The organism is Frankia sp. ACN1ag (genome assembly GCF_001414035.1).
Classification (GTDB): Bacteria; Actinomycetota; Actinomycetes; order Frankiales; family Frankiaceae; genus Frankia; species Frankia torreyi.
Map to the genome: position 1 here is coordinate 88053 of NZ_LJPA01000002.1, position 25423 is coordinate 113475.

At 73.0% G+C, this 25423-nt stretch carries 23 protein-coding genes and 4 pseudogenes; 19 read left to right on the forward strand and 8 right to left on the reverse strand.

What is annotated here, in order from left to right; translation table 11 throughout:
• Positions 1-128 precede the first annotated feature (128 nt).
• Positions 129-1568 carry an NtaA/DmoA family FMN-dependent monooxygenase gene (locus UK82_RS01850; RefSeq protein WP_055406125.1) on the reverse strand — a complete coding sequence of 480 codons (1440 nt, stop codon included), beginning with the start codon at positions 1566-1568 and terminating at the stop codon, positions 129-131.
• Positions 1569-1962: 394 nt separating this feature from the next.
• Between UK82_RS01850 and UK82_RS01855 the strand changes: the two genes are divergently transcribed.
• Positions 1963-2862 carry a LysR family transcriptional regulator gene (locus UK82_RS01855; RefSeq protein ID WP_044884893.1) on the forward strand — a complete coding sequence of 300 codons (900 nt, stop codon included), beginning with the start codon at positions 1963-1965 and terminating at the stop codon, positions 2860-2862.
• Between the two features lie 46 nt (positions 2863-2908).
• On the opposite strand, the gene UK82_RS01860 is transcribed toward UK82_RS01855, so the two are convergent.
• Entirely contained in the window at positions 2909-3844 is a 936-nt protein-coding gene (locus tag UK82_RS01860) for an LLM class F420-dependent oxidoreductase (protein ID WP_044884808.1), read from the reverse strand.
• A gap of 186 nt (positions 3845-4030) precedes the next feature.
• Between UK82_RS01860 and UK82_RS01865 the strand changes: the two genes are divergently transcribed.
• Complete coding sequence (locus UK82_RS01865; protein WP_082121811.1) at positions 4031-4654, forward strand: TetR/AcrR family transcriptional regulator; 624 nt, start codon at positions 4031-4033, stop codon at positions 4652-4654.
• 220 nt (positions 4655-4874) lie between these two features.
• On the forward strand, positions 4875-5954 hold the full coding sequence (locus UK82_RS01870; RefSeq protein ID WP_044884891.1) for a DUF2889 domain-containing protein: 1080 nt from the start codon (positions 4875-4877) through the stop codon (positions 5952-5954).
• Positions 5955-6098: 144 nt separating this feature from the next.
• On the opposite strand, the gene UK82_RS01875 is transcribed toward UK82_RS01870, so the two are convergent.
• The gene (locus tag UK82_RS01875) at positions 6099-8648 is read right to left on the reverse strand and encodes a CaiB/BaiF CoA-transferase family protein (RefSeq protein ID WP_055406126.1); all 2550 of its coding nucleotides are present in this window, start codon (positions 8646-8648) and stop codon (positions 6099-6101) included.
• A 185-nt stretch (positions 8649-8833) separates the two neighbouring features.
• On the opposite strand from UK82_RS01875, the gene UK82_RS01880 reads away from it, so the two are divergent.
• The 10 genes and pseudogenes from UK82_RS01880 to UK82_RS34995 form a co-directional block, all read left to right on the forward strand.
• Positions 8834-9524 (forward strand): ABC transporter ATP-binding protein (locus tag UK82_RS01880; RefSeq protein ID WP_236705372.1); only part of this gene is annotated, 691 nt, incomplete at its 3' end.
• 1 nt (position 9525) lies between these two features.
• Positions 9526-9793: pseudogene (locus tag UK82_RS42220) on the forward strand (ABC transporter ATP-binding protein); the annotation flags it as partial.
• The gene (locus UK82_RS01885) at positions 9790-10674 is read left to right on the forward strand and encodes an ABC transporter permease (RefSeq protein ID WP_083507011.1); all 885 of its coding nucleotides are present in this window, start codon (positions 9790-9792) and stop codon (positions 10672-10674) included. The pseudogene UK82_RS42220 and the gene UK82_RS01885, both read left to right, overlap by 4 nt.
• A gap of 218 nt (positions 10675-10892) precedes the next feature.
• Positions 10893-13190 (forward strand): RNA polymerase recycling motor ATPase HelR, encoded by a 2298-nt coding sequence (gene helR / locus UK82_RS01890; RefSeq protein WP_055406128.1) that lies wholly within the window; start codon positions 10893-10895, stop codon positions 13188-13190.
• Entirely contained in the window at positions 13187-14563 is a 1377-nt protein-coding gene (locus UK82_RS01895; protein ID WP_236705373.1) for a sensor histidine kinase, read from the forward strand. The genes helR and UK82_RS01895 overlap by 4 nt, the downstream gene beginning before the upstream one ends.
• The gene (locus tag UK82_RS01900) at positions 14560-15165 is read left to right on the forward strand and encodes a response regulator (protein ID WP_044884804.1); all 606 of its coding nucleotides are present in this window, start codon (positions 14560-14562) and stop codon (positions 15163-15165) included. Before UK82_RS01895 ends, UK82_RS01900 begins: the two co-directional genes overlap by 4 nt.
• Before the next feature lie 170 nt (positions 15166-15335).
• Positions 15336-15998 (forward strand): GPP34 family phosphoprotein, encoded by a 663-nt coding sequence (locus UK82_RS01905; RefSeq protein ID WP_044884803.1) that lies wholly within the window; start codon positions 15336-15338, stop codon positions 15996-15998.
• Positions 15999-16157: 159 nt separating this feature from the next.
• Positions 16158-16598, forward strand: a complete 441-nt coding sequence (locus UK82_RS01910) for a DUF3311 domain-containing protein (protein ID WP_082121809.1) — start codon at positions 16158-16160, stop codon at positions 16596-16598.
• A 17-nt stretch (positions 16599-16615) separates the two neighbouring features.
• A pseudogene (locus tag UK82_RS34990) lies at positions 16616-17347 on the forward strand (sodium:solute symporter); the annotation flags it as partial.
• 1 nt (position 17348) lies between these two features.
• Positions 17349-18373 (forward strand): annotated as a pseudogene (locus UK82_RS34995) (sodium:solute symporter); the annotation flags it as partial.
• A gap of 102 nt (positions 18374-18475) precedes the next feature.
• Here UK82_RS34995 and UK82_RS01920 read toward each other — a convergent pair.
• Together UK82_RS01920 and UK82_RS01925 are read right to left on the reverse strand one after the other, a co-directional pair.
• Positions 18476-18871, reverse strand: a complete 396-nt coding sequence (locus tag UK82_RS01920) for a type II toxin-antitoxin system VapC family toxin (RefSeq protein ID WP_055406131.1) — start codon at positions 18869-18871, stop codon at positions 18476-18478.
• A gap of 11 nt (positions 18872-18882) precedes the next feature.
• Complete coding sequence (locus UK82_RS01925; protein WP_044884887.1) at positions 18883-19113, reverse strand: FitA-like ribbon-helix-helix domain-containing protein; 231 nt, start codon at positions 19111-19113, stop codon at positions 18883-18885.
• Positions 19114-19366: 253 nt separating this feature from the next.
• Between UK82_RS01925 and UK82_RS01930 the strand changes: the two genes are divergently transcribed.
• The 4 genes and pseudogenes from UK82_RS01930 to UK82_RS01940 all read left to right on the forward strand — a co-directional run.
• On the forward strand, positions 19367-20300 hold a 934-nt coding region (locus UK82_RS01930), incomplete at its 3' end, for a M20 family metallopeptidase (RefSeq protein WP_236705374.1).
• 1 nt (position 20301) lies between these two features.
• A pseudogene (locus UK82_RS35000) lies at positions 20302-20623 on the forward strand (amidohydrolase); the annotation flags it as partial.
• Positions 20624-20753: 130 nt separating this feature from the next.
• Positions 20754-21371, forward strand: coding sequence for a helix-turn-helix domain-containing protein (locus UK82_RS01935; protein WP_044884886.1), 618 nt, complete (start codon positions 20754-20756; stop codon positions 21369-21371).
• Between the two features lie 288 nt (positions 21372-21659).
• Positions 21660-22205 carry an NUDIX hydrolase gene (locus UK82_RS01940; RefSeq protein ID WP_236705375.1) on the forward strand — a complete coding sequence of 182 codons (546 nt, stop codon included), beginning with the start codon at positions 21660-21662 and terminating at the stop codon, positions 22203-22205.
• 1 nt (position 22206) lies between these two features.
• Here the strand turns inward: UK82_RS01940 and UK82_RS01945 are convergent, their stop codons facing one another.
• Positions 22207-22944 (reverse strand): DedA family protein, encoded by a 738-nt coding sequence (locus tag UK82_RS01945; protein ID WP_236705376.1) that lies wholly within the window; start codon positions 22942-22944, stop codon positions 22207-22209.
• Positions 22945-22995: 51 nt separating this feature from the next.
• A complete protein-coding gene (locus tag UK82_RS01950) occupies positions 22996-23850 on the reverse strand; it encodes an NAD(P)H-binding protein (protein WP_044884799.1) in 855 nt (284 codons plus the stop codon).
• A 206-nt stretch (positions 23851-24056) separates the two neighbouring features.
• Here UK82_RS01950 and UK82_RS01955 point away from each other — a divergent pair, with 206 nt between their 5' ends.
• Both UK82_RS01955 and UK82_RS01960 read left to right on the forward strand, forming a co-directional pair.
• Positions 24057-24329 (forward strand): hypothetical protein, encoded by a 273-nt coding sequence (locus tag UK82_RS01955; RefSeq protein ID WP_055406133.1) that lies wholly within the window; start codon positions 24057-24059, stop codon positions 24327-24329.
• A gap of 118 nt (positions 24330-24447) precedes the next feature.
• The gene (locus tag UK82_RS01960) at positions 24448-24714 is read left to right on the forward strand and encodes a cupin domain-containing protein (RefSeq protein ID WP_236705377.1); all 267 of its coding nucleotides are present in this window, start codon (positions 24448-24450) and stop codon (positions 24712-24714) included.
• 29 nt (positions 24715-24743) lie between these two features.
• On the opposite strand, the gene UK82_RS01965 is transcribed toward UK82_RS01960, so the two are convergent.
• Positions 24744-25331, reverse strand: coding sequence for a pyridoxamine 5'-phosphate oxidase family protein (locus UK82_RS01965; protein ID WP_044884797.1), 588 nt, complete (start codon positions 25329-25331; stop codon positions 24744-24746).
• Positions 25332-25423: the final 92 nt, after the last annotated feature.

A 25423-nucleotide genomic window follows, 5' to 3' on the forward strand; every position in this document is an offset into this window, starting at 1 on the left:
GCAGGGCCCCGAGGACGGCGCCGCGTCTCGTACGGCGGGCGGATGGCAGGTGTCGCTCGGAGGTCATCGTCTTCTTTCTCTGTTCGGGTTCGTGCTGTGTTCGGATTTCGACGGGAATGTGCGGCGGCTCAGGAGACGAGCGCCGGAGGCGCACTGTCGGCCTCCACCTCGCCGGCGACCTCCACCTCGCCGGCGGACTGCGCGTCGCCGGCGGACTGCGCGTCGCCGGCGGACTGCGCCTGGCGGCGGGCCGCCGTGTATCTGTTCTCCGGAATCGGCAGGCCGAGATTGCCGCGCAGGGTGGTCGACTCGTATTCGCTGCGCACGACGCCCCGCTCACGCAGGATCGGCAGGACCTGGTCGGTGAAGCGCGCGAACTCGCTCGGCGCGTTCACGGTGATGTTGACGCCGTCGAAGCCGCCGGCGGTGAACCACCGCTCGATCTCGTTCGCGACGGTCAGGGGCGAGCCGACGAACGGCGAGCGGCGCGCCCGCAACTGGTGCTCGACCACCTGGCGAAGCGTCAGGCTATTGTCCCGCGCCAGCTTCGTGATCGCCTCCGCGTGGGTGCGGAAGCTGCGCTCGGCGACATCTCCGACCTCGGGGAACGGCGCGTCCAGGTCGTACTGCGAGAAGTCGTGCCAGCCGAAGGGCCGGCCGAGCTCGGCCAGGGCCCGGTCGAAGCTTCCCTCGCCGAGGATCGCGTCCTCCTTGGCGCGGGCCTGCTCATCGGTGTCGGCGATGATCGGGGAAATCCCCGGAACGATGAGCAGGTTCTCCGGGTCGCGGCCCTTGGCGGCCGCCCGAGCCCGCAGCTCGGTCCGGAATGCCTGCGCCTGCTCGAGCGTCTGCGAGTGCGTGAAGATTGCGTCGGCGATAGTCGCGCCGAGATCACGGCCCTCCTCCGAGTCGCCCGCCTGGAAGATGACCGGCTGACCCTGGGGAGTGCGCTCCAGGTTCAGTGGTCCGACCACGGAGAAGTATTCGCCGGCGTGATTGAGCGCATGCTGACGGCTACGATCGAAGAACACTCCCCGCTCTTTGTCGCGGGGGAAGGCGTCTGCCTCGTAGGAATCCCACAGCCCCTGCGCGACTCGCACGTGTTCGATCGCTCGTCCGTATCGGGTCGGATAGTCGAAGTGTTCGTCGCGGCTGTAGTTGCCCGCCGTTCCGGAGTCGCCACTGGTGACGACGTTCCAGCCGGCCCGGCCGCCGCTGATGTGATCGAGCGAGGCGAGGCGGCGGGCGACGTTGAAGGGCTCGTTGTAGGACGTCGTGATCGTTCCGACCAGGCCGATGTGGTGGGTGTGAACGGCGATCGCGGACAGTAGCGTCAACGGCTCGAGCCGGCTGAGGTAGTGGTTCGGCGAGTCCGCGGTGATGAACTGGCTGTCGACGATGAAGACGTGATCGAACCTTGCCGCCTCCGCCTCCTGGGCGCGGGCGATGTACCAGCGGACATCCACGCTGGCGTCGCCCGGGATCTCGGGGTTCAGCCACGTGTTGTGCTGCCCCGGACCGCCGACGCCGATGAGGACGGCGCCCAGTTTGAGCGTGCGAACAGGCATGGTGGAACCTTCCCGGTCTGGGGGCGAAGCGCGCACGACGACGGCGTCGTCCGGCGGACCGAATCCGGTTCCGGACACGGCACAATGACGCGCTGGACCACGGGACGCGCTGGACTACGGGGCGCGCCGAAGTACGCGAAAAAAGAAGGAGATAGCTACATAGCGTCGCCGGAACGGGCGACGGCTTTGGCTGCGGCGGCGCAGCGACCGATCAGGTCAGCGACAGAGTGCTGCCTGGCCACGGGCAAGATCCAGCCAACGACAACACGTGAGCATCACGGCCGTCGACTGGGTCATGGGGATGAGCATGCTGGTCCGGCGGCCGGATGTCCAACGACGCTTCGTTATGGCGATCAATCGCGTTCGGTTATGAATGTCCAGTACCCTGACCGACATGCGACGGATACTGGACATCGCCCCGCTGCGCAGCTTCGTCGCTGTCGCGGAGTGTGGCGGATTCCAGCGGGCCGCGACGTCGCTGCACCTCAGCCAGGCGGCGGTGAGCCAGCACGTGCGCCGGCTCGAGTCCGCCACCGGGCGCGTGCTCGTCGAACGCCAGGGACGCGGCTCCCGACTGACCCCCGACGGCGAGCACCTGCTCCGCCAGGCCCGCCGGATCCTCGCCATCCACGACGAGACGCTGCACGGCTTCGGCATGGAGACCGAGGAGACCGTCGTGATCGGCTCGACGGAGCATGCCGCGGCGCAACTGCTGCCCTTCCTCGCCGCGGCGCTGGAGCAGTCGTTGCCCCGCTACCGCATCCGCTTCCGCATCGACCGCGGCACCAACCTTCGCGAGGGGCTCGAGGCGGGGCGGATCGATCTGGCGCTGCTGCTCGGCCCGGCCACCGATCCCCGCGCGACCACGGTCGGCGACCTGGAGCTGACCTGGTACTCCTCGCCCCTGTGGCGACGGCCGGCGGCGACGCAGCCGATGCCCGTGGTCGCCTTCGACCATCCCTGCGCGCTGCGCACCTGCGCGTTGGAGGCCCTGTCGTCGCATGCGATCCCCGCGGTGATCGGCGCTGAGGCGATCCAGCTCGCCGGCGTCCAGGCGGCCGTGGGGGCCGGTCTCGGAGTCGCCCTGATGGCCACCCTGGGGCAGACGCCCGAGGGGCTCATCGCCCGCGACGACCTGCCGAAGCCCGCGTCCCTGCCGCTCGCCGTCTGGTCCCGGCACGGCCTGGCCTCGATCATCTCGGAGCGGGTCGCGGCGGCCCTGGGGGGGTTGCTCGCCGAGCCGGCGGCGGCCGAGACGGCCGTCGAGAGCCGCCAGCTCGCCAGGAGAGGCTGAGGCTCGCCGGTCCAGGTGAGGGGCCCGGCAGCCGCCACCCGCCCGCTCAGACGTGCGGGAGCACCTCGGCGGCGATCAGGTCGAGGTGGTCGAGGTCCGCCAGGTCGAGGACCTGCAGGTAGATCCGGCTCGCCCCGGCGCCGTCGGGGCCGAAGGTCGCGAGCCTGGCCAGGATCTCCTCGGGGGTGCCGGCGAAGCCGTTGGTGCGCAGCTCGTCGACCTCGCGGCCGATGCGCTCGGCCCGCCGGGCGAGTTCCGCGTCCGACTTCGCGCAGACGACGACGTTCGCGGTGGAGTAGACGAGGTCCGCCGGATCGCGGCCGGCCGCCGCGGCCACCTCCCGGACCCGGGCGAACCGCTGCCCGACCACCTCGGCGGGGGCGAAGGCGGCGTTGAACTCGGCCGCGTAGGTGGCGGCGAGCTGCGGGGTGCGCCGCGGCCCGGCTCCCCCGATGATGATCGGCGGCCGGGGCCGCTGTACCGGCTTCGGCAACGCCGGGCTGTCGGCGAGCTGGTAGTACCGGCCGTCGTGGGAGAACGTCTCGCCGGGCGGGGTTCCCCACAGCCCGGTGATGATCGCGAGCTGCTCGGTCAGCCGGTCGAACCGCTCCTCGACCGGGGGGAACGGGATGCCGTAGTCGGTGTGTTCCGCCTCGAACCAGCCGGCGCCGAGGCCCAGCTCCACGCGACCGCCGCTCATCGCGTCCACCTGCGCGACGGCGATGGCCAGCGGCCCGGGCAACCGGAAGGTCGCCGAGGTGACGAGCGTGCCCAGCCGGATCCGCGAGGTCTCGCGGGCCAGGGCCGCCAGCGTCACCCAGGAGTCCGAGGGCCCCGGCGACGGATCGCCCGGCCCCATCCGCAGGTAGTGGTCGGAACGGAAGAATCCGTCGAAGCCGGCGTCCTCGGCCGCCCTCGCCACGGCGAGCTGCTGCTCGTAGGAGGCGCCCTGTTGGGGCTCGATGAAGATGCGCAGGTCCATTCGTCCACCCTGGCAAACGGGCGCCCGACCCGCGCGACGGCCCCCGGCCGGGAGGTGGGGTCGGACCCGGGCGGGCGGCCCGACGGTCGGTAGGGTGATCGTCCAGGTCTTCCGGGAGGCGGTGGGGCCGGGAGGGGCATGACCCGCGACTGGACGCGACGAGGGCGACGGCGAGGAGGTGGCGCGGTGGCGGTCCCGGACGACCAGGACGACGAGCGAGAACTGATCATGGACGCCGCGTACCGGTGCCTGCTCGCGAGCGGCGGGGTCTCCGTGTCGATCACCGACATCCTGCACGCGGCGGGCCTGTCGACCCGCGCCTTCTACCGCCACTTCGCGTCCAAGGACAGCCTGCTGCTGGCGCTGTTCCGCCGCGACTGCGAGCGCGTCACCGCCGAGCTGACCGCGTCGATCGCCACGGCCACGACCGCCCGCGAGGCGTTGCGCCGCTGGATCGACGGCGTGCTGCACCTGATGTCCGCGGAACCCCGCCGGCGCCGCGCGCTGATCCTGAGCTCCGAGGAGACCCGCCGGGCCCGCGGTTTCGCCGCGGAGCGGGAACGGTTCCAGACCGACCAGGAGGCGGCCCTCGCGGCGATCCTGCGCCGGGGCGTCGAGGACGGCTCCTTTCCCTGGGCGGATGCGCGGGCCGACGCCGAGCAGATCCAGGCGGTGCTCGGCCGGGCCCTGGACCGCCAGCTCCTGTGCCCGCCGGTCGAGCGCCCCACCGAGACGGCGGACCGGGTCGCCGACTTCGTCTTCCGCGCCCTCGGCGCGTCCACCGGTCGGCCCGCCACCGGCGTGAGCTGAGCCCGCCACCACCCACGGCTCCCGTGCGACGGACTCCGTCCCGGGTTCGGCACCCGGTTGACAGCCGGGCCGACGGGAACAACTCTCCGAAAAAGACGTTTTCATTTGGATAGCCCCGGGCACGGCCACCAGCCGGGACGCGGCGGGCCCGGCGGATCATCCGGCGGGCGGGTCTCGTCGGGACTCGGGAACGCACATCGAGAGGGAGGTGCAGCCGCCGATGACGACAGTTCCCCTGCGGATCCTGCATCCGCGACACGGCATCCACGAACCGACCAGCGGCACGCCCGCCCGCGTGGCCGGCTCGGTCCGCCGCACCACCACGATCGACATGCTGCGCCCCGAGGGGTTCGGCGGCCCGCTGCACCTCGTCGCGCGGGGCCGCGACCTGCGCACCGCCGACGCCCGACCGGGCAGCGACGGCGCGGGCGGCACTGCCGCGGGCGCCGAGGTGCTGGGTGAGGCGATGGTGCACGCCGTGGTGGACTTCACCGCCGGGCGGGAGCTACGGCAGATCACCAGCGACCCGGCGCGCCCGGCGCTGGCCGGGCTGATCGGATACTCGGTCGCCGCGGGCTTCCGCGCCCGGCTCGACGAGGCCGACCCGGCCGTGGCCGCCGAGGAGGACCTGCTCTACCTGCTGCTGGACGACCTGCCCGGCGCGGCGCTCGTCTCCGGCCACGCCTACAGCGCGGCCGCGCAGGACGCGCGGGAGACCGGCACCCCGGCGATCCCGCCGATGCGCCAGGGCGACTACCGGTACGTCACGGACCTGTGCGCGGGTTTCGCCACGGGCGGGACGATCATGAACGAGGTCGAGGCGTTCGGCCGCTCACCCGTAGTGACCGGTCCGGTCGCCCCGTCGCTCGAACGCCCCGGTGACCCGCTGGCCTGGCACGACACGCCGCCGCTGCCCCCGCGCGGCATGCGCCGGGCGCGCCGGGTCGACGTCCGTCTCGACGGCTCCGCCGCCCGCGCCCACGTGGACGCCCTGTTCCGGGACTCCTACGTCCTGCCCGAGGGCGTGGCGACCGTCATCCACGAGTACACCGTGACCGCCGAGGTCGACACGGCCACGTCGACGTTCCTGAGCTGCGAGGCCACGCCCCGCGCGCTGCCGTTCGTCGAGTGCCCGGCCGCCGCCGCGAGCGCCACCCGGCTCGCCGGGATGCCGCTGGCCGGGCTGCGCCCGTTCGTACGCCGGACCTTCCTCGGGACGTCGACCTGCACCCATCTCAACGACACGCTGCGCGTGCTGGAGGACGTCCAGGCGCTGCTCGGCCCGCTGCGGGCCGGCTGAACGCGTTGGCCTCGACGAAAGACGGAGAAGGATTGATGAGCGACAACGTGATGTACGACTCGCCCACGTCCCACCAGCGGCTGTGGCGCCCTCAGCAAGATTGGTCTGCTGTCTCCGGGGCCTGGTCGTCCCTCGGTCGGAGGGTCAGCCGATGACGGCACGGGCCCGCAGGTCCTTGATCTCCTCGTCGCCGTAGCCGAGCTCGCGCAGGATGGCCTCGGTGTGCTCGCCTGCCAGGCAGCCGCCCGGGCTGCGGGTGGCCGACCGGGAAAAGCGCACCGGTGGGCCCATACGCAGGTGGTCGTCGAAGATGGGGCTCACGGCCGGCGAGGCGTACTCGGCGGCGAGCGCCGGGTCGGTCTGCAGCTGCAGCTCCGCGTCCATCTCGGTGACCTCGACGCAGCCCACGTCGGCGGCAGTCAGCCGCTGTTCCCACTCGGCGGCGGGGCGGGTGGCGAAGATCCGGCCGAGTTCGACGGCCAGCTCGTGATCGTGCTCGGCGCGGGCGGCGGCCGTGGCGAACCGAGGGTCAGCGGCAAGGGGGTCGACGGCAAGGGGGTCGGCGGCCAGCTCTACGGCCGGATCCGCCGCGAGGGTGGCGACGAGCGCCGCCCACTCCCGCGGTGTGGGCGAGGCGAGGAACACCCAGCCCCGCGCGGCCGGGTACATCCGGTAGAGCGCGGTCAGGCCGTGACCACCCTCGTCGACGACGGGCCGCGCCGGCCGGCCCGCGTACTCGACGACCTGCTCCAGCAGCGCGTGCATGCCCGTCGCGATCATGGTGACGGTCATCGGGCCGAGGGGGTGGCCACGGGTGCGGGCCAACAGGCCGAGCGAGATCGCCGAGGCCACGCCGAGCGCGGCGAGCCCGTCGGCCTGCAAGCTGGTCACCGCCGCGGCCGACCTGATCCGCACGGAGGCGGACTTGATCTCCGCGAGCGAGGTGGCGTTCGCCGCGCTCGGCGCCTCGGTCAGCGCGATTCCGGTGGCCGCGCCGATCGACGGCGCGTAGGCGGGCCTGTCCCCGCAGGGGCCGTCGGTGCCGTATCCCGGCGCGTTGACGTAGATCAGGTCCGGGTTGACCGCCCGCAGCGTGGCCGCGTCGACGCCGGCCCGCGCGGCGGCGCCGGCGCGGAACGCCTGCAGCACCACGTCGCTGCGGCGGGCCAGCTCGTGCACGATGCACCGGCCCTCGTCGGTGCCGAGATCGAGGGCGATGCTCTCCTTGCCCTGCATGACCCGCACCGCGCCGAGCTCCGGGAAGGGCAGGATCCGGCGGATGGTGTCGCCCGCCAGCGTCTCGACCTTGATCACGCGGGCGCCGAGGTCGGCCAGCATGGTCGTGCCGAACGGGGCCGCGAACATCAGCCCGAACTCCAGGATGGTGACGCCGGCCAGCGGCGGACCGACCGGCGCCGACACGGCGGGATCGGCAGCCGGGACGGCCGCAGGCGGGTCAGCGGCAGGCGGGCCGGCGGAGCGGGCGGCGGCCTCGGCGCGCAGGTCGGCGCCGTGCTCGTCCAGCCGGGGGGCGGGGCGCGGCGGCGTCAGCGGGGCGCCGTCGACGTGCACGAGGGTGGTGGGGCGGCGGACCGGGCCGTGCTCGGCGGTGTCGAGGACGACGACGCGGCCGTCATGACGGATCTGCGGATGGTCCAGCACGCCCGAGCCGACGGTGAACACCTCGGCGTTGATGTCCGGGTTGGTCGCGAAGACCTGCTGCCAATCCGCGAGGGTGCGCTCCCCGACCTTGCGGATCATGATCTCCCAGAGCTCGGTGCGTAACTCCTGGGTCTCCAGGACGGGTAGTCCCGCCCACTTCGGGTCGGCGAGCAGCGGCGTGAGGCCGAACTCCGCCAGCATCGCCGCGAACAGGCGGGGCTCGACCTGGGCGAACTGCAACCAGTGACCGTCCCTGGTGGGCGCCACGAGCAGCGGGTAGACCAGCGCGCTGACCGGGTCGCCCGCCGGGGTGGTGGCATCGACGGTCCGGTAGGCGTCGGGAAAGCGCACCGCGACGAGGTGCTCGAACCAGCTCCAGGTGTCGATCATGCTGACGCCGCGGACCAGGTCGGCCTCCACGTGCTGGCCGCGCCCGCTCGACTCCCGCTCGACCAGCGCGGCCACGATCCCCTGCACGGCGGTGTGGGCGGCGCCCCAGGTGGCGAAGGCGACCGAGCTGTATGCCGGGCCGGGCCGGGAGACCAGCCGCCGCTTGGCGTGGAACATGCCGAGCTTGGCCATGACCAGGGCCTCGTAGCCCTTCAGGTCCGCCCAGGGTCCGGCCGAACCCCAGCCCGTGATCGCCACGCTGACCAGGCGCGGACTGTGCCGGGCGAGGTCGTCGGGGCCGAGGCCGAGGCGGCGGGCGGTCCTTGGGCGCAGCGTGGTCACCACGACGTCGGCACCGGCGAGCAGCCCGTCGAGCACGTCCCGGTCGGCCGGATGGTGCAGGTCCACGACGACGCTGCGCCGGCCGCCGCCGACAGCCGGCCAGGCCGGCGAGCGGCGCAGCGGGCTGCCCCCCGGCGGCTCGACCCCGACGACGTCGGCGCCGGCGTCGGCCAGGAACTGCGTCGCCAGCGCCCCCGGCATCGTCGTCGACAGGTCGATCACCCGCAGTCCGGCGAGCGGCGGACTCGACACGGGCACCGGGCCGTTCGGTCCCGGCCCGGAAAGGGAGGCAGTGCTCATGTCGACTCCAGACGCAGCCGCGGATCCGGGGAGGATTACCTAGAACACGTAGTTCTACATGTTAGGTAGATCACAGCAAGTGTCAAGAATCGAGATCGGCGGCCGGCGGCACCATGACTGTTGTCATGCGGGAGCGGTGACGGTCATGACTGGGACCGTCGGCGCGCGGCGGGGATCCTTGATCCATGACGAGGAACCCACCGCCGCCTGGCGCGCCGCCACACAGCGTGCATCTCGCCGGCCTACGCAAGCGGTACGGCGGCGTGCGGGCCGTCGACGGCGTCGATCTGGTCGTGGCCCCGGGCGAGGTGGTCGCCCTGCTGGGCCCGAACGGCGCCGGCAAGTCGACGACGATCGACATGCTGCTGGGCCTGACCCGCCCCGACTCCGGCGAGGTCCGGCTGTTCGGCCGCTCCCCCCGCCAGGCGTGCACCGCCGGGCTGGTCGGCGCGATGCTGCAGAACGGCGGGCTGCTGCCGGAGATCACCGTGGGGAAGATGCTGGCGGCCGTGCGCGCCCTGTACCCCCGCGCGCTGCCGACCCGGGAGGTGCTGGCCCGCGCCGGGGTCGGCGATCTCGCCGACACCCGCACCGACCGGCTCTCCGGCGGGCAGCGCCAGCGGGTCCGCTTCGCCCTGGCCCTGCTCCCCGACCCCGACCTGATCGTCCTCGACGAGCCGACGGCCGCGATGGACGTGGCGAGCCGCCGGGCGTTCTGGGCATCGATGCGGGCCTGGGCGGCCGGCGGGCGGACCGTGCTGTTCGCCACCCATTACCTGGAGGAGGCCGACGCCTTCGCCGACCGGATCGTCCTGCTGCGCCGCGGCCGGGTCATCGCCGACGGCCCGACCACGGAGGTCAAGGCGCTCGTCGGCGNCCGGACGATCCGGGCCACGCTGCGCGGGTTGGACGCGGCCGGGCTCGCCGGGCTCGGCCGGCTGCCGGGGGTGGCCCGGGTCGAGGGCCGCGGCGACGCGGTCACGCTCACCTGCCCCGACAGCGACGCGGCCCTGCGTGCGCTGCTCGCCGCCCACCCGGCCGCCGAGGACATCGAGGTCGTCGGCGCCGGCCTGGAAGACGCCTTCGTGGCGCTGACCACCGACGACGCCACCGACCCCAGCGCCCGACAGGAGATCACCCGGTGACCGGCAACCCCGCAACCGCCTCCACCACGGCGGGCAGCCCCATGGCGGCAGACCCCACGGCCGCCACCACCACCACGGCCGCCACCTTCGCCGGCCCCCTGACCGGCGGCACCCGGGCCGGCGGCAACGGCACCGCGGACGCGGTGCTGACCTACGTCCGCTACGTCCGATCCGAGATCACCCGGGTCTGGCGCAACACCCGACTGCTGATCTTCACCCTGCTTCTGCCGATCATCCTGTTCGGCGCGTTCAGTGCCGGGAGCGAGGGCGACCGCCTCGGCGACCTCGACGTCGCCCCCTACATCATGATCAGCATGGCGTCGTTCGGGGCGATGAACGCCGTCCTCGGCAGCGCCGGGCGGATCGCGACCGAGCGGTCCATCGGCTGGAACCGGCAGCTACGGCTGACCGCCCTGACCGGGCCGCAGTACGTGCTGGCCAAGGCGACCACCGGCTTCACCCTGGCCGTGCTGCCGATCGTCGCGGTGTTCGTGGCCGGCGACGCGATGCGCGGCGTCCGGCTGTCGGCCGGGACGTACCTCGGCGCGGGCGCGTCGATCCTGCTCGGCCTGGTGCCGCTCGCGGCGTTCGCGATCTGGCTCGGCTACCTCGTGCGCCCCGAGAACATGCAGGCGATCACCGGTGGGGTGTTCAGCCTGCTGGCGCTGGCCGGCGGGATCTGGGTGCCCGTGGAGAACTTCCCGGGCTGGCTCGCCGACGTCGTGAAGCTGCTGCCCATGTACTGGTCGGCGCAGGCCGGGCGGGCGGTGCTCGCCGGCGGCTGGATCGGCGGGCGCGGCCTGGTGACCCTGGCGGTGTGGACCGTCGTGCTCGGCGCGGCCGCCGGCCGGGCCTATCTGCGAGACCAGCTCCGCACCTGACCGACGCGCACCTAGGAGAGGCAGTACTCACTCTCCTCCATTTTTAATCTATAGCACACTGGGGGGCTTGCGGCAAGACCCGGGTCGTGCCGCAGAATCGCTGGCCGAGGCCAGAAGCTGCGGCCAGAAGCTGCGGAAGAGGAGAGTCGCGGAATGCGGGTGTTGTCGTCGACGACGAGGTCGCGCGGGGTCACGAGCCCCAGATCGGACCTGATGCCGTGAACCCCCTGGCCACCAGCGCGTTCGACCTTCCCGACCACCTCGGTCCCAAGGCCGACCCGAAGCTGATCGCCGGCGACGAGCGGCACTTCGCGGCCATCGCGGAAAGCCTTGAGCAGTCGATCGCCGACCTGTCCGGCCGCCTCGACGCCGAGCGGATGGCACCCGGCGGCATCGGCCAGGCGGCGATGGACCGGGACCTGGAGATCCACCGGCTGAGCGCTCGGCTGCGCACCCTGCGGCGGTTCGGGTTGGACCTGTGCCTCGGCCACATCGTCCGTGTGGACGACCCCGAGCCCCTGTATATCGGACGACTCGGCCTCACGGACAGCGCGGGTCGTCGGCTGCTGCTCGACTGGCGTTCCCCCGCGGCGGAGCCGTTCTTCGGCGCGACCCACGCCAACCCGATGGGTCTGGCCAGCCGCCGCAGGTATCGCTGGACCCGCGGTCTGATCAGCGACTACTGGGACGAGGTGTTCAGCACCCAGGCCATCGCTGCGCGAGTGGCCCGGGGCCCCGCGTCGGACGGGTTCGACGGGCGCGCCGCGCTCGACGACCAGTCCGCCTTCATCGCCAGCCTGGGCGGCCACCGCTCGCCCCGGATGCGCGACGTGCTCGGCACCATCCAGGCCGATCAGGACGCCATCATCCGCGCGGGATCCGACGGCGCTCTCGTCGTCGACGGCGGTCCGGGGACGGGGAAGACCGTCGTCGCGCTGCACCGCTCCGCCTACCTGCTCTACTCCGATCCTCGGCTCGGTCACCGCCGGGGCGGCGTGCTGTTCGTCGGTCCGCACCGGCCCTACCTGGCCTACGTCGCCGACGTCCTGCCCGGCCTCGGCGAGGAGGGCGTGCAGACCTGCACCCTGCGGGATCTCGTCGCCGAGGGAGCCGTGGCGGAGATCGAGACCGACCCGGACGTGGCCGCGCTGAAGTCGTCCGCGAGCCTGGTGAAGGCGATCGAGACGGCCGTCCGGTTCTACGAGGAGCCGCCCACCACGCCGCTGACGGTCACGACCCACTGGTCCGACCTCCAGCTGAGCGCCGACGACTGGGCTGAGGCGTTCGACGTACCGACGCCCGGTACCGCACACAACGAAGCGCGCCAGGAGGTCTGGGCGGAGCTTCTCACGATCCTGCTGGACTCCCACGAGGCCGCTCACGGCAACGACGTCCCGGCCGACCAGCTCCGCAGGTCGCTGCTGCAGAACAGGCAGCTGCGGGCGGCCTTCAACCGGGCGTGGCCGCTGCTCGACGCGGCCGACCTCGTCGCGGACCTGTGGTCGGTGCCCGCCTACCTGCACAGATGCGCTCCCTGGCTCAGCCGCGGCGAGGTGCGGCAGCTACAGCGCGGCGACGCCCGCGCCTGGACGGTGTCCGACCTGCCGCTGCTGGACGCGGCGCGGCAGCGGCTCGGCGACCCGGCGGCGGCGCGGCACAAGCGTCAGCGGGACGCCGCCGTCGCCGCCGAACGTGAACAGAAGGCCAGGGTCGTCGACAACCTGCGCGAGGCCGACGACGAGTACGGCATGGGCCTGGTGACGATGCTGCGGGGAGAGGACTTCCACGACGTCCTGGTCGACGAATCCGCACTGGCCAGCGCCGACCCGGACCTGCTCGCCGGCCCGTTCGCGCACGTCGTCGTGGACGAGGCCCAGGAACTGACCGACGCGCAGTGGCAGATGCTGCTGCTGCGCTGCCCGTCGCGGAGCTTCACCATCGTCGGGGACCGGGCCCAGGCCAGGCACGGGTTCACCGAGTCGTGGCAGGAGCGGCTCAAGCGGATCGGGCTCGACCGGATCACGCTGGCCCCCCTGAGCATCAACTACCGGACGCCGGCGGAGGTCATGGCGCAGGCCGAGCCGGTCATCCGGGCCGCGCTCCCGGATGCCAACGTGCCGACCTCCATCCGCAGCAGCGGCGTCCCCGTCGTGTACGGATCCGTCGCCGAGCTGGGCTCGATCCTCGACACCTGGCTCGCCGCGCAGGCCGACGGGATCGCCTGCGTCATCAGCGTCGGCGACGACGGTGCGGCGATCCCGGCGACGCCCCGCGTCCGGTCACTGACCCCAGAGCTGTCGAAGGGGCTCGAGTTCGACCTGGTCATCCTCGTCGACCCGGAGGCGTTCGGCGACGGCATCGAAGGAGCGGTCGACCGCTACGTCGCGATGACCCGGGCGACCCAGCAACTCGTCATCCTCCGGCGGACCGAGCAGCCTGAGCGGACCGAACAGGCCAAGCAGCCTGAGCGGACCGTGCGGGCCGTGGGGACCGGGACCGGGCGGGTCGGGGGGTGAGGACGACGGCCGGGTTGTCCGGCTCGGCCGCGGGCCGGGCGGCCACGGCTGGGGCGCTGCGCCGCTGGCTGTTGCAGCCGGCGCTGCCACAGCCGGGGCCGCCGGATCAGCGGGGCCGCATCGGCATGGACCCCTGGCGCTGGCGCCGGGTCGCCGGCGTGTTCCTGATCTATCTCGGCTACGCCGTCTCGGACATGTTCGCCCTGCACGACGGCGCCGGCATCATCGTGATCGGTTTCGCCGTGCTCGCCGCGTTCAGCCTGCTCTACCTGTGGGTGGTCCCGCTGGTCGCCTTCCGCGGCCGGCGGGAACTGCGGGTGCCGGTGCTGGCCGCCATGACGGCCTGCATCATCGTGTATCTGCCGGTCGTCGGCGGCGGTGGTCTGGTGATGACGGCCTACCTGGCCGTCGCCCTGGTCCTGCTGCTGCGCCCGGTCGTGTCCCTTCCGCTGGTCCTCGTGATCGCGACCGTGGACACCTGGCTGCCCGAGCACATCGCGTGGTGGCAGACGCGCGGCGCGCTGTGGTCGCTGTCCGGACCGGTGCTGTTCGCCGCGCTGATCGTGTTCGGGGTCCGGGCCGGCGCGCGGAACCAGGTCGAGCTGTCCCGCGCCCATCGGGAGATCGAACGGCTGGCCAAGGAACAGGAGCGGCTGCGGATCGCCCGCGACCTGCACGACCTGCTCGGCCACGCACTCACCACGATCACGGTGAAGGCGGAGCTCGCCTCAAAGCTCGCGGCCCGGGACCCGGCGCGCGCAGCCGGCGAAATGGCCGAGGTCGCCGCGCTCGGCCGGCAGGGCCTGGCCGACGTGCGGGCCACCGTCGCCGGCTACCGGGAGGTGAGCCTGGTCACCGAGCTCGCCGCGGCCCGTCAGGTGCTCGCTGCGGCGGGCATCCGGGCCGAGCTGCCCGCGTCCGTCGACGAGGTGCCCGGGGGCCTGCGGGAGCTGTTCGGTTGGGTGGTGCGCGAGGGCGTGACCAACGCGGTGCGCCACAGCGGCGCGCAGCACCTGCGCGTCACCGTCGACGACCGCAGCATCGAGGTGGTCGACGACGGCATCGGCCCCGCCGACGCCGCAGGCCATGGCGACGCGGCGATTTCTGCCGTCGGCGCGGGCCCTGGCGTCGGCGCAGGTCCTGGCGGGGGCGCGGGCCTCGCGGGGCTCTCCGAGCGGGTCGCGGCGGCGAGGGGCCGGCTCGAAACCGGGCCCGCGACCGCGACCGACCTCGCGTCCGGGGCGATCGGCCCCACGCCCGGCTTCCGGCTGCGGGTCGTCGTCGCGCCACCGGCCCCCGCGGCTCCCCCGAACCTCCAGGTCACGCAGGCGATCGGCGGCCCTACGGACCCGACGGCGACGGCACGCCGATGATCAGGGTGCTGCTGGCCGACGACCAGCATCTCGTCCGCGGCGCGCTCGCCGCGCTGCTCTCCCTGGAGGACGACATCGAGGTCGTCGGCCAGGTCGGCCGCGGCGACGAGGTGGTCGCCGAGGTCGGCGCGCTGCGCCCGGACGTCGTGCTGATGGACGTCGAGATGCCCGGCATCGACGGCCTGGCCGCCGCGGCGGCGGTGCGCGCCACCGCGCCGGCGACCCAGGTCCTGATCGTGACCACCTTCGGCCGCACCGGCTACCTGCGCCGGGCGATGGAGGCCGGCGCGCTCGGCTTCGTCGTCAAGGACGCGCCCGCCGAGGCCCTCGCCGCCGCGATCCGACGGGTCGCCCGCGGGGAGCGGGTCGTCGACCCGACCCTCGCCGCCGCCACCCTCGCCGGCGGGGCGAGCCCGCTCACCGGCCGGGAGCGGGACGTCCTCGTCGCGGCCCGCGACGGCGCGACCGTCGCCGACATCGCCAGGCGGCTGTTCCTCTCCGAGGGCACCGTGCGCAACTACCTGTCGTCCGTGATCGCGAAGACCGGCACCCGCAACCGGATGGAGGCCCTGCGCGCCGCCGAGGAGTCCGGCTGGCTCTAACGCCCGACTCGGGTGCAGCCGGAACGGTTCGGTTGTCGGCCGGGCGACGGATGATTGCGCTCACGACAGCGAGGGCATGATCCTCGCCTGCGGAGTGGGACCTCGATCCCACCTCGTTCGATCTGGGGTTCGATCCCGGAGAGGCTTGATCCTGGAGGGGGACGACGGCCGTGCTGCTCGCCGAGGACCTGCTGCTACTCGCGCTCGACCCGGACCGCGGGACTCCGGTGAACTCCTCCCGCCAGCCGCTGGGCGTGGCGCTGTGCGGCGCGCTCGTCGCCGAGCTGGGGCTCGCGGGGCTGGTCACGGAGGACGGTCGGCGGCTCGCGCCGATCGGTGCCCGTCCCGCGCACCCGCTGCTCGCCGACGTCCACGCGGCGCTCGGCACGGTCCGCGGGCGGCGGGCGGCCGACCAGTTCCGTCGCCTGGACGGGGCGGTCGGCGGAGTCTGGTCCCGGGTCGTCGACGGGCTCGTCGACACCGGGGTGCTCGGGCGCCGGCGTGACCGGGTCCTGGTGGTGCGGATCACTCACCACCCCGTGCTGCGCGGCGAGGTGCGCGACGAGGTCGTGAAGCGGGTGCAGGCGGCCGCGGTCGGCGACGGGCCGCTGGACCCGCGCACGGGCACCGTGCTCGCTCTGTCCGGGCCGTCCCGCCTGCTGGAGGTGGTCGCTCCGCAGCGCGCCGACCGCCGCCACGCCAAGGCCCGCATCGCCGCGGCGACCGAGCAGACGCCGGTCGCGCCGATCGTCCGGAAGGTCATCCAGGAGGCGCAACAGGCGGCGGCCGCCGCCGCGACCACCGCGGCCGTCGCCAGCACAGCGTCGAACTGATCGGGATCCGATCGGGACGGGAACTCTCCCCCGTTCGCCCTGTGCAGTACCCCACGAAGGCCACACTCCCTACGGCCGCCTCCCCTCCACCCCGCAAGAATCTCACTTAAAGTCGTCATCTAACTCCCCTGCGCAATCTCTCTTCAGGAGTGACGCCGGATGACGCATGCCCGTGGCGCAGCCGATCCCGGCGGACGCCCCCGCCGATCCCGGGCCGCCCGCCGACCCCAGGCCGCCCGTCGTTCGGGGCAGCCGCCCGCCCGGGCGGACCGCGAGCCGGCGCCGGGCGGGGCAATCGGAGTGGGCGGGACAAACCGGGCCGGCGGGCTCGTCGCACGGACCGTCGCCGCGGCCGTGCTCGCGGTGCAGGTCGTCGCCCTGCTGCTGGTCGGCACCTACGCGCGGCGCGGGCCGCGGCTGTGGGGATTCCCGTTCTTCTACTGGTACACGCTGCTGTGGCTCCTGCTCGGCGCCACCGGGATGGCCGGCTGCACGTGGCTGCTGGGCCGAGCCACTCGGCCCCCCGCCGCGGCGGGCGCCCAGGCCAATCAGGCCAATCAGGCTCGACGGGACGCCGCCGGCGGCCGGGAGGACCGGTGACGCGGGGCGGCGCCAGGCTGGCGCCGACCGGCGGTGCTCCGCTCGCCGCGCAGCCGCTTCACACCCCCTTCCACGGGGTGGAGTTCGCGGTGTTCACCGTCCTGTTCGCCGCGGTGGCCATCCTCGGGTTCGGCGCGGTCCGCTGGCGGCGCACCGAGCCCGGACCGCTGGCCAGCCTCGACGAGTGGGGGCTCGGCGGGCGCGGATTCGGCTCGTTCGTCGCCTGGTTCCTCATCGGCGGCGACATCTTCACCGCGTACACGTTCGTCGCCGTGCCCGGCGCGATGTACGCGGCGGGCGCCGTGTCCGGCTGGTTCGCCGTCGCCTACACCACCATCGTCTGGCCGATGGTCTTCGTCCTGATGCCGCGGCTGTGGACGGTGTCGCACCGGCACGGCTACGTCACCCCGGCCGACCTCGTCCGCGGCCGGTACGGCTCGCGTGCGCTGGCCCTCGCGGTCGCCGTCACCGGCATCGTCGCGACCATGCCCTACATCGCCCTGCAGCTCGTCGGCATGCAGGCGGTGCTGGAGGTGATGGGCGTCGGGACGAACAGCGGCAACCCGATCGTCCGAGACCTGCCGATCATCGTGGCGTTCGGCATCCTCGCCGTCTGCACCTACACCGCCGGGCTGCGGGCGCCGGCCCTCATCGCGTTCGCCAAGGACCTGCTCATCTACGCCGTCGTACTGGTCGCCGTCGTCGTCCTCCCGCACCGGCTCGGCGGCTTCAGCGCGATCTTCGACGCGNCCGAGCGGAAGTTCGACGCGGCGAACGCCGTCGCGGCCGGGTCGGGTCGCCCGGCGACGGCCGTGTTCATCCCCGGGCCGAAGGACTTCCTCGCCTACGGCACCCTCGCGCTCGGCTCGGCGATGGCGCTGTTCCTGTATCCGCACGCGATCACCGGCGTGCTGGCGACCCGCGGCCGGGAGGTCATCCGCCGCAACACCGCCGTCCTGCCGCTGTACTCGCTGCTGCTGGCCTTCCTCGCGCTGCTCGGCTACGTGGCGATCGCCGCCGGGGTGCACACCACGAACCCGCGGCTGGCGGTGCCGCTGCTGTTCGAGCGGGAGTTCCCGGCGTGGTTCACCGGCGTCGCGTTCGCCGCGGTCGCGATCGGCGCACTGGTTCCCGCCGCGATCATGTCGATTGCGGCGGCGAACCTGTTCACCCGCACCATCTACGTCGGGCACCTGCGGCCGGGCGCGACGGCGGCCGAGCAGACCGCCGTGTCGAAGGTCGCGTCGCTGCTGGTGAAGGCCGGGGCGCTGCTGTTCGTCCTCGATCTGGACACCCAGAACTCGATCAATCTGCAGTTGCTCGGCGGGGTCTGGATCCTGCAGACGTTCCCGGCGGTCGTCCTCGCCCTGTGGCGGCCTCGACTGCACCGGCGAGCGCTGCTCGCCGGCTGGCTGGTGGGCATGTGCTACGGCACCGCGGAGGCGTACGCGCAGCACAGCGCGGCCGCCCGCCACTTCGGCGGGTCGCTGGCGACCGTGCCGGGGCTCGGCCACGCCGGCTACATCGCGGTGACGGCGTTCGCGCTCAACCTCGCCGTCGCCCTGTTCGGCACCCTGGTGCTGCGCGCCGCCGGCGTCCCGAACGGACCCGACGAGACCGCCTCCGACTCCGACTCCGACGAACCGGCTACCAGCGAACGCGACGCGAACGAACCCGACGGGAACGCACCTGATGCCCACGCATCTGACGAGACCGTGCCCGATCAGGCCCGCCAGGCAGTGGAGGCTGACGGCCAGACGCCGTCACAGCGATGACTCGATGACCGGACCGATCGAGGCCGCATCATGCCAGCGTCCTGGCCACCGGCTCGTCTTTCCGCCGCGAACCGGCGAGCTGGCTGCGCCCCACTGACGACGTCAGGCGTACACCTCGATCGTGCAGGTGGCCACACCGCCGCGCGCGATTCGGGCGTCGCTGGCGATCGGAGGAAGCCCCAGTGTCTCGGCGAGCGCGACGTACTGCGCGTCGTGGGCGCTGAGGTTGTGATACAGCTCACGGACGCGCCGCCACAGAACCAGGGTTTCGTGCCGCACCAGCGGCAGAAGCCGATAGTCGGCGACTGCCTTCGCCGTCTCCCGCTCGGTCAGCTTGCCTCCCCGGCGCATCCCGAACAGTGCTGAAATCATCTCGTAGTCGAGCAGGCCGGGTGCCAGAAGCGACGCGACACCGGTGAGCCGGCGGCGCCCGGCAACGCCGCCCGTGCCGTGATCTGTCAGCGTTCGCACCAACGCCGAACAGTCGATGACCGCCATCTCGCCGCCCCTCAACGGCGCTTTCTGCCCTCGTCGATCGCGGCGAGGATGTCCGAGGTATCGACGTCGGACTGCGTCTCGCGGTCGAGGCGGGCCATCATGTCCGCCAGGGTCGGCGTCCGTGCCTCACGGGTGACCAGGTCGAGCAGGTAGGCCTGCAGGCTCCGCCCGCTCTGGGCGGCCTTGACCTTCAACGCCGCGAGAGTCGAATCTGGCACGTCACGAATGGTGATCGCGGTCACGACTGCATTCGTGCTGCCACGCCTGCAATATGCAGGCATGGCGCGCACGAGGTGGTCGCTACTGTCGATGTGCATGTCGGTCTGCCTCCGCAGGCGCCTGATCTCCCGGCTACCGTAGGTCCGCTGATGGTGCCCGGCCGGATCATTGTCCGGCGCGGGTCACCACACTGGCGTACAGGCTGGAGTCAGGGGCACCGCCGCACCTCGCCGGCGTCCGAGTCCTTTCCCTCCCCGCCCACCGAGAGGACCAGCCATGTCCGTGCTCGACGACGCGCGTTCCCTGTCGGACGACCTCGTGCACCTGCGACGTCGCCTGCACCGCGAGCCGGAGATCGGCCTGGATCTGCCGCGGACGCAGGATAAGGTGCTCGCCGCCCTCGACGGCCTCCCCCTGGAGGTCACCACCGGCCGCGGCGCGAGCTCGGTGACCGCCGTCCTACGCGGCACCGGCTACCAGACGGTTCCGGGGCGCGCGCCGTCGGTACTGCTACGCGGGGACATGGACGCGCTGCCGGTGCAGGAGAGCGCCGGGTTCGACCACGCCTCCACCGTCGAGGGCGTGATGCACGCCTGTGGCCACGACCTGCACACCGCCATGCTGGTCGGCGCGGCACACCTGCTCAGCGCGCGCCGTGACCGGCTGCCCGGCGACGTCGTGTTCATGTTCCAGCCCGGGGAGGAGGGCTGGGAGGGCGCCCAGCAGATGATCGATGAAGGAGTGCTCGACGCCTCCGGGCGACGGGTCTCGGCGGCCTACGGGCTGCACGTGTTCTCCGCGGCGCTGCCCCACGGCCAGTTCGGCGGCCGGACGGGCGCGATCACCTCGGCGTCGGCGATGCTGCGCGTCACCGTGCGCGGCGAGGGCGGGCACGGCTCGATGCCGCACCGCGCCCACGACCCCGTCCTCGCCACCGCCGAGATGGTCCTCGCCCTGCAGACGATGGTGACCCGTCGGTTCGACGTGTTCGACCCGGTGGTGCTGACCGTCGGCGTCCTGCGGGCCGGCACCCGGCGCACCGTGATCCCCGACGAGGCGTATTTCGAGGCGACCGTGCGCACCTTCTCCCCCGACACCGCCACACTGGTCGAGCAGGCCGCTCGCCGGCTGCTGCGAGGCATCGCCGACGGCCACGGCCTCACCGCGGACGTCGAGTTCGTCCCCGAACGACCGGCGACCGTGAACCACCNGGCCGAGACGGCACTCGCCGCCCGCGCCATCGCGGAGACGTTCGGCGAACGCCGCTACACCGACCTCGCGCACCCGCTGGCCTGCTCGGAAGACTTCTCCCGCGTACTCGCGCAGGTGCCCGGCAGCTTCGTCGCCATCGGCGCGACCCCCCCGGACGCCGACCCGCACACCGCGCCGTTCAACCACAGCCCCCGCGCCCGCTTCGACGAGACCGTCCTGCCCGACGGCGCCGCGCTCTACGCCGAGCTCGCCACCCGCGCCCTCGCCGCCGCCGCCGGCGGCCCGGAGCCGGACCCACGCCCCGGCCCGACCCGGCGATGACCCGACCCGGCGATGACCCGGCCCGGCGACGACTCGGCCCGGCGACGACCCGGCCCGGCCCGTCAAGATCGGATATGCCGGCAACGATCGGACTTGACAACAGGGCTTGCCGGCACGGCAAATGGGCCGCATGACCGCCACCGACCCGCAGCCGCCGGCGCGCGAGGTCCTCGACCGGGTGGGTCCGCGGCTGCGGGCCCTGCGCCGCGCGCGCCAGACGACCCTCGCCCAGTTGTCCGCCGCAACCGGGATCTCGGTGAGCACGCTGTCGCGGCTGGAGTCCGGCGGGCGGCGGGCGACCCTGGAGCTGCTGCTCCCGCTCGCCCGGGCGCACCAGGTGACCCTCGACGAGCTGGTCGACGCCCCGGCGACCGGAGATCCCCGGATCCACCCGCGGCCGACGGTCCGCGACGGCGTCGTCTTCCTGCCGATGACGCGCCGCCCGGGCGGCCCCCGGGCCTACAAGATGATCTATCCGCCGTGCACCCCGACGTGCCCGCCCGACCAACGGGTGCACGAGGGTTACGAGTGGCTGTACGTGCTGTCCGGGCGGCTGCGGCTGGTGCTCGGCGAACACGACCTGGTCCTCGGGCCGGGCGAGGCGGCGGAGTTCGACACCCGCACGCCGCACTGGTTCGGCAATCCGGACCCCGCTCCGCTCGAGCTGCTCAGCCTGTTCGGTCCGCAGGGCGAGCGGATGCACGTCCGGGCCCGGCCCTCAGCGGCCGGCGGCCCCGCCGGCCGCTGAGGGCCTCGACCCGCGACGACGGAGACCACGCCTCTGCCCGGCATCTCTCCCCACGCGCTCGTTCTCAAGCGCCTCACCCCGAGCGCCTCACCCGGTGCGATGTCCGGGACCGATCGCCGACCCGTTGCCCGGCCGTCAACGCGGCGTGCCCGGCGGCCGCGCCGGGGAATGGCGCAGCCCGTGCCATCATGAGGCCGTGGGATTCGCGGGCCGCCCGACCGGCCGCCCCGCCCACGCGCCGACGACGAGTACCGATGATGAGTACTGATGATGAATGAGGATTACAGATTGAATGATCGGGTGATCTCCGTGGTTCGGGACTATCTGGTCGCGTACCCGGCGGAGGCCGAGGGGCTGATCCCGCTGCTCGACCTGGCGACCACCGCGGCGCCGGTCACCGCCCGCACCACCCTGCCAGGCCACGTGACCTGCGGGGCGGTCGCCGTGGACACGACCTTTCGCGTCCTGCAGGTCCGCCACCGTAGCCTCGATCGCTGGCTTTTCCCCGGCGGGCACGTCGACGACGCCGACGCCACCCTCGCGGCCACCGCCCTGCGGGAGCTCGCCGAGGAGACCGGCGTTCTCCCCTCGGCCGTCCGGCCCCTGCGGGATCTCCCGGTCGACATTGACGTCCACGCGATTCCCGAGAATCCGGAGAAGGGCGAGCCGGAACACACTCACTACGATTTCCGGTTCATTTTCCAGATTCTGCGGTCCACGGGTCCGGGCACGGTGGACCTGCGCCTCGACGAGGTCACCGACCACCGGTGGATCCCGGTGTCGGATCTGGACGGACCCACCGGGGCGCGCATCTCCGCCGTGCTTGCCGGCTGACCTACCGCGCCGCGGTCGTCCGCCCGCGCTCGTCCGCCCCGCGCTCGTCCATCCCGCCGTCGCCCAGCCCGCCGTCGCCCAGCCCGCCGTCGCCCGCCGCCCGGTCCTCCTGGGCATGCCGGGTCGGCTGGGGATGCTGGGTCGGCTGGGGATGCCGCCGCGACCACACCCACCGGCCGCCCTCAATCGCCACGGTGACCGTCCCCGCCAGCCCGAACGCGAGCAGGAAGCCCTTCCACGGCGCGTCGGTGAAGGTGGACCCGCCCACGAAACCGAGCAACGCGTTGTAGCCGCTCCAACCGACGGCGCCGGCGGCGGCCGCCGGCACGAACCGCCGATAGTCGAAGTGCGTGGTGCCCGCCACCAGGGTGGTGGCGGTCCGGCCGCCCGGCACGAACCTGGCAGCGATGATCAGGGTGACGCCGCGGCGATCTAGGGTTCGCCGGGCCCAGTCGAGCGTCCGTTCCCCGCGTGGTCCCCGGACGACCAGGCGGGCGACGCGCTCACCGAACAGGCGCCCCAGGCCGTAGGCAAGGTTGTCGCCCGCGAACGCCCCGACGGCCCCGACAATCATGATCAGTATGAGGTTGAGGTCGCCGGAACTCGCGAGCACCCCGCCGGTGATGACCATCGTCTCACTGGGGACGACCGGCAGGACCGCGTCGAGCAGGCAGATCCCCCAGACCAGCAGATAGGTCCACCAGGCACCGGACATCGCGTCCACAAGTTGGTCGAACACAGCACAGGTCGTTTCCCGCCTGAGCCCGCGCAATCCGGCTGTGCGGCATGGTTATTGCCCGGAACGAAAGGCCGGCGCGTGGTCCGCGGCCCAGGTGGCGAAGGTACGCGCCGGCCGGCCCGTCACCGCACCGACGGTGTCCGACACCGCGACCGGCCTGCCGTCGCTGTCCGCCTGGTACCGCAGCAGCGTGTCGGCGATCCCGGGCCAGGCGGAGGGGCCCAGCTGCGCCTGTAGCTGAGCCCGTGCCTGGTCGAGCGAAAGGGCCTCGAAGCGCAGGGGGCGGCCGATCGCCGCACCGATCAGCTCGACCTGCTCGCGCGCCGTCAACGACTCCGGGCCGGTGAGGGCGTAGCGCTTCCCCTCGTGGCCGGGTTCGAGCAGCGCGCGGGCGGCCACCGCGGCCATGTCCCGCTCGTGGATCGGCGCGGAGTGGGACTCGGGGTAGGCACCGCGCACCACGCCCTCGGCCCGGATCGATGGCGCCCAGCCCAGCGCGTTCGTGGCGAACGCTCCGGGCCGGACGAAGGTCCACGCCAGCCCGGACGCCGCGATCGCCTCCTCCACGACCACGTGACGGCGGGCGATCGGGGTCGAGGTGTCGGGATCCTCGGCCGACAGCGAGGACAGCAGCACGATCCGTTCGACCTTCGCCGCTGCGGCGGCGTCGAGAAAACCGTCGATGCCCGCCGGTTCCGCGTAGAGGAACACGGCGGTGACGCCGTCGAGCACCGCCGGGATCGACTCCGGCCGGGCCAGGTCGGCCGCTGCGACCTGCACCCCCGCCGGCACGTCCGCCCGGGCCGGATCCCGGCTCACCACCCGCACCGGTGCGTCCACGGCCAGCAGTTCGTCGATCAGCGCACGGGCGACCGACCCGCGCCCACCCGTCACCAGAATCGTCATTCGCCTTCAGCCTCCTCGCGATGCACGGACTGATCCATCCTGTCGGTCCGCCCCGATCCCGCATCCGGCATCACGCTCGGCGACCATCGCCACCTGACGCGCCGCCGGATCCGCGATGACCGCCAGCCGAGCCAGTCCTCGTCGTGTTCAGCCTTCACGATGAAGTCCGGTTCACGTCAATCCGACGCGCCGGATATCTTTGTCCGGTGGACACAGTCGAGTTCCACATCAAACCCGCGGCGTTCCCGACTGGCACGGACACCGCCGTCGAGCCGTGGATGGGCTGTCGCTGCGGAGACCCGGGTTGCTGGCCGCTGACCGTCGACATTGTGCTGACCCCCGAGACGGTCGGTTGGCAGCATTTCCGCAACGGCCATCGGTCCTGGGATCTTCCTGCTCTCGGGCCGTTCCGATTCGCCACCTCGGACTACCTGGCCGCCCTGGAACGGACCAGCGACGGGCCCGATTCGACCCGGTGACGGACGGGACGGCCGGCACCCGTCCGACGAGGTCGCCGCGTGGCAGGACGCGCCCCTGCGGTACTACCGTTCAGGCATGGTGCGGCCGGCTCCCGTGATCGTGTCGAACGGTGTGGTGGTGCCCGCGGAGGCGGAGACGGTGCTGCGCGGTCAGGGCCTCGACCCGCAGCGCTGGTCCGCCGGCCCCGACGCCTGGTTCGCCGCGCATGCCCACCCGGAACACAAGATCCTCGTGTGCGTGGCCGGGGCGATCACGTTCTTCGTCGGCGACGAGCGGTGGCCGATGGCTCCGGGCGACCGCCTCGACCTGCCGGCCGGGACGCGCCACGAGGCGTCGGCCGGCCCGGCGGGCGTGACCTGCGTCGAGGCGTTCCGAGCCGGGTAGCCGCACTGCCGACAGCGCCCCGGTCGGAGTCAGGGGGCGCGGTCGGGCGGCGTCGGCGTCCAGATTCCGGCACGGCGCTCGACGACGACGGGAACGAGGCCGAACGGATCCGGGTGCAGGCGGCGGGTGAAGTCCATCAGCTCCAGCCGCAGGGGGTCGAGCCTCAGCAGCACGAAGTCGTCCCCGAGCGGGCCGGCGGGGAAGAAGGCGGCCAGACCGTCCTCCCACTTCGCGGCGCGCTCGCGCTCGTCGTCGACCACGCTGACGGTCGCCGAGACGCTCAGGTACGCCAACGCCGCCCGGTCCTCGACCGCGTACGCCACCCGGCTCTCGGGGTTCGCGGCGATGTCGGCGACCTTGCGGGAGCGCGGGCTGGTGCCGATCCACACGGTGAGGTCGTCGGTCACGGCGAGATGCTGGACGAGCCGGGCGTGGGGAGTGGCCTGGTCGCGGGCGGCCTGGTCGTGGGTGACCCGGCCGGACGCGTCGCGGCGAGCCGCGGCGCCCACAGTGGTCAGGAAGCCGTAGGGATTGCGGCGCAGCAGGGCCTGCGCGGCCGCCAGGGCCTCCTCGACGGGCCCCGCCCCCGCCGCGGACTCGGCACCGACATCGGGCATGGGACGGACGATAGCGACCGGCCGGGGCGACCACCCCGGCGCCCCGATCATCCCGGATCGGATAGCGTCTGGTGACAGGTACGGTTCCGGCC

Excerpts from the sequence above, each read along its gene's own strand:
- UK82_RS01900 (WP_044884804.1), top strand. The coding sequence starts at position 14,560 with ATGATCAGGGTGCTGCTGGCCGACGACCAGCATCTCGTCCGCGGCGCG.
- UK82_RS01870 (WP_044884891.1), top strand. The coding sequence starts at position 4,875 with ATGACGACAGTTCCCCTGCGGATCCTGCATCCGCGACACGGCATCCAC.
- UK82_RS01935 (WP_044884886.1), top strand. The coding sequence starts at position 20,754 with ATGACCGCCACCGACCCGCAGCCGCCGGCGCGCGAGGTCCTCGACCGG.
- UK82_RS01850 (WP_055406125.1), bottom strand. The coding sequence starts at position 1,568 with ATGCCTGTTCGCACGCTCAAACTGGGCGCCGTCCTCATCGGCGTCGGC.
- UK82_RS01910 (WP_082121809.1), top strand. The coding sequence starts at position 16,158 with ATGACGCATGCCCGTGGCGCAGCCGATCCCGGCGGACGCCCCCGCCGA.
- UK82_RS01855 (WP_044884893.1), top strand. The coding sequence starts at position 1,963 with ATGCGACGGATACTGGACATCGCCCCGCTGCGCAGCTTCGTCGCTGTC.
- UK82_RS01860 (WP_044884808.1), bottom strand. The coding sequence starts at position 3,844 with ATGGACCTGCGCATCTTCATCGAGCCCCAACAGGGCGCCTCCTACGAG.
- UK82_RS01965 (WP_044884797.1), bottom strand. The coding sequence starts at position 25,331 with ATGCCCGATGTCGGTGCCGAGTCCGCGGCGGGGGCGGGGCCCGTCGAG.
- UK82_RS01950 (WP_044884799.1), bottom strand. The coding sequence starts at position 23,850 with ATGACGATTCTGGTGACGGGTGGGCGCGGGTCGGTCGCCCGTGCGCTG.
- UK82_RS01920 (WP_055406131.1), bottom strand. The coding sequence starts at position 18,871 with ATGGCGGTCATCGACTGTTCGGCGTTGGTGCGAACGCTGACAGATCAC.
- UK82_RS01875 (WP_055406126.1), bottom strand. The coding sequence starts at position 8,648 with ATGAGCACTGCCTCCCTTTCCGGGCCGGGACCGAACGGCCCGGTGCCC.